Here is a 2,498-nt window from a genome sequence, read left to right as displayed (position 1 = left end):
ATTAGTACTGCAACGGCACTCAGGTGAGTGGGTGGCCGCGTCGCCGCGAAGCGGTCGAGAAAGGCCGCCGACGGGCCTGGTTACCTGCCCGAGCAGGAAGACCGCGCGGGAGAAACCATGCGCCCGACGGCCCGGAGAAGCCCCCTGAATTCCGCTCCGTTCGGCCGCACCCGCAGGGCGGCGTACTGCATCGCGTCCGCGTATTCCGCGATCCGGACGATCTTTCCGTTTTCGATATCGAATCGGGTCACGTAGCTGTTGCGATAGGGCTTGCCCGTTCGAGCGACGACCATGTCCCCTCTTCCGCCGAAGAAGACCTCGTTGCCACGCCCCGAAACGGTCCATTCGTGGTCGCGCCAGACAAGCGGGGTGAACTTGTCGAACAGCGCTTTCGTGTAGGCGAGAATTTCTGCCTTCCCCTTGACGTCGGCGACGCAGAAGCCCTTCCTTCTGCCGCCGATGATGTCCACGACATCATCGGCGGTCTTGGTCCTCGGGGAGTGCATGAACAGCTGCCGCGCGTCGGCTGCCAAAGTCGCCGCGACAGCATCGAGGTCCTTCGCGTGGAGCGCGTCGATGAAATCCCGGGCCAGCTCGAGCGCCGCCTCGGAGTCAGCGGCCGGCGTCGATTCGGTCATGACTTTCCTCCTGCATGAGCGTCAACGTTCATCCGTTCGGCATCCCAGGACAGCAACGGTTCGCCGAACGACTTCGGCAGTCCGAAGGACTCGAAACGAGGCGTCCACCAACGCGTGAATTCGGACTCGTAGGCGAGCAGCCGCTCGGAGAACGTCGCTACATCAAAACCTTCGTCGAATTCGAGATAGACGATGAACTCCACGCTTCCGTCTTTGTTGGGCTGCAGCCACATCCGCTCCCGGTGGTACCCGACGTCCCCTGCTCGTTCGGCGAGTCCGGACAGATCCGCGTTCAGTTCGGTCATCAGATCGCGGAACTCCTGGACCCGCTCGTGTGGAATGGGAAAAGTCCAAGCTGTACTGGTCATGCGCACCACTCTGCGCGACAGTGCGAAGGCCGGGAAGACCGTGCCGAGCCTGGTACCGGCAGGACCAGGCAACGCGGCCGACCAGCGCCGGTGGCGCCGGGGCATAATTGCGCCATGTCCAGTGCCGATCGGGGAGAGTTCGGCGCGTACTTGCGCCGTCGACGGTCGGAGATGCTCCCGCCGGAACCGCCCGTCCGGGTGCGTACATCGCGGCGAAGGGTTCCGGGCCTGCGTCGTCAGGAACTGGCCGACATTGCGGGGATTTCCGTCGACTACTACATCCGCCTCGAACAAGGCAAAGCGCCGCGCCCCTCTCGCGAAGTCCTCGCGGCGCTCGCTCGGGCGTTCGAGTTCTCCAAAGCCGAGCGGGACCATCTGTTCCGGCTCGCCGGCGAGCCACCTCCCGAACCCGATTCACCGGAGGTTACGATCCGGCCCGGGCTCCTGCGCATGCTGCGCGGCTTGGCGGACACGATGCCGGTCACGGTGCACGACGGCCGGTTGGATCTGCTGGCCCTCAACGCTGCTGCCACCGACTTGCTCCAGCCGCTTGCCGCCACCGGACCATACGGCCGCAATATCGTCTACCAAGTCTTCACCGCCACGGCGCTTCCCGGCCTCCTCGGCGATGACGGCGCGGAACAGCTCGCACGGGTCGCGGCGGCCGAACTTCGCAGGGCACTCGGCCGCTATCCCGGTGACCAGTATCTGCAGGCCCTGTACGCCGAACTCGCGGCGACCAGCGCGAGCTTCCGTGACTACTGGAAGCGGGGCGAGGTCGAGACATCGAGATCCGCGGTGAAGCACATCCGCCATCCAGCCCATGGATGGTTGAACTTCGACATCGAGATGTTCCACGACCCCGAACGGGACCACTGGATCATGCTGTACACCCCTCGTGACCCTGCATGACCTCTCGGCCCGACCAGCCGCCGCCCGGGCTCGCCGCGCGCGACTCGCAGGCGGTCCCAGGTGAACACGAGCGACGTGTGCGCTATCCGCCGGTGCAGGGGTGGAGCGCGCACGACCCGGGAGGAGCCGATCGATCATGTGGTGTGCTCGGTGGTCGGGTACGGTTTCGAATCCAATGCATATGTTGCCGGCATGCCCAGGATGAAGTCGTAGGCCCGGGTGTCGCCGCGCGTGTGGCTAGCGGCGGATGCTGTCAGCAGCCGGTCGGGCACGGCAGGCAGGCGTTCGACGAATTCGGCATGTAGGCTCTCGAACCCAGCTTGGACCGAGTGTGCACGCCTCGGCCGGGCCGTGCTTGGTGACCAAGAAAATCGGCGCACCGGTTCACCCATGACCGCAGCATGTCCTGCGGCGTTTTCTCGCAGTAGCCCACTCGACTCTTGAAATGCTCGTCGGCCACATTTCGAAACAGCGTTGCGACAGAGCTTCGATGAGCTGAAACGAGTGTCAACAGCACATCGGGTGCAATACTTTTCCTTTGTCCCGCAAGTAAGCGAGTCACCGCAGTAAAACTAGCTAA

General features: G+C 64.2%; 4 protein-coding genes. 1 reads left to right on the top strand and 3 read right to left on the bottom strand.

What is annotated here, in order from left to right; all coding sequences use genetic code 11:
- Positions 1 to 80: 80 nt before the first annotated feature.
- Together NV1_RS41530 and NV1_RS41525 are read right to left on the bottom strand one after the other, a co-directional pair.
- Positions 81 to 638: a nuclear transport factor 2 family protein gene (locus NV1_RS41530; RefSeq protein ID WP_067905206.1), complete on the bottom strand. Its 558-nt coding sequence runs from the start codon at positions 636 to 638 to the stop codon at positions 81 to 83.
- Positions 635 to 1,006: a hypothetical protein gene (locus NV1_RS41525; protein ID WP_067905202.1), complete on the bottom strand. Its 372-nt coding sequence runs from the start codon at positions 1,004 to 1,006 to the stop codon at positions 635 to 637. The genes NV1_RS41530 and NV1_RS41525 overlap by 4 nt, the downstream gene beginning before the upstream one ends.
- A 114-nt stretch (positions 1,007 to 1,120) precedes the next feature.
- On the opposite strand from NV1_RS41525, the gene NV1_RS41520 reads away from it, so the two are divergent.
- Positions 1,121 to 1,918, top strand: a complete 798-nt coding sequence (locus NV1_RS41520) for a helix-turn-helix transcriptional regulator (protein ID WP_067905199.1) — start codon at positions 1,121 to 1,123, stop codon at positions 1,916 to 1,918.
- A gap of 253 nt (positions 1,919 to 2,171) precedes the next feature.
- Here the strand turns inward: NV1_RS41520 and NV1_RS45370 are convergent.
- A partial coding sequence (locus NV1_RS45370) for a hypothetical protein (RefSeq protein WP_218027380.1) occupies positions 2,172 to 2,498 on the bottom strand: 327 nt, incomplete at its 5' end.

This window comes from Nocardia vaccinii NBRC 15922 (assembly GCF_001613305.1).
Taxonomy (GTDB): Bacteria; Actinomycetota; Actinomycetes; order Mycobacteriales; family Mycobacteriaceae; genus Nocardia; species Nocardia vaccinii.
This window is presented reverse-complemented; position numbering and strand designations above follow the sequence as displayed.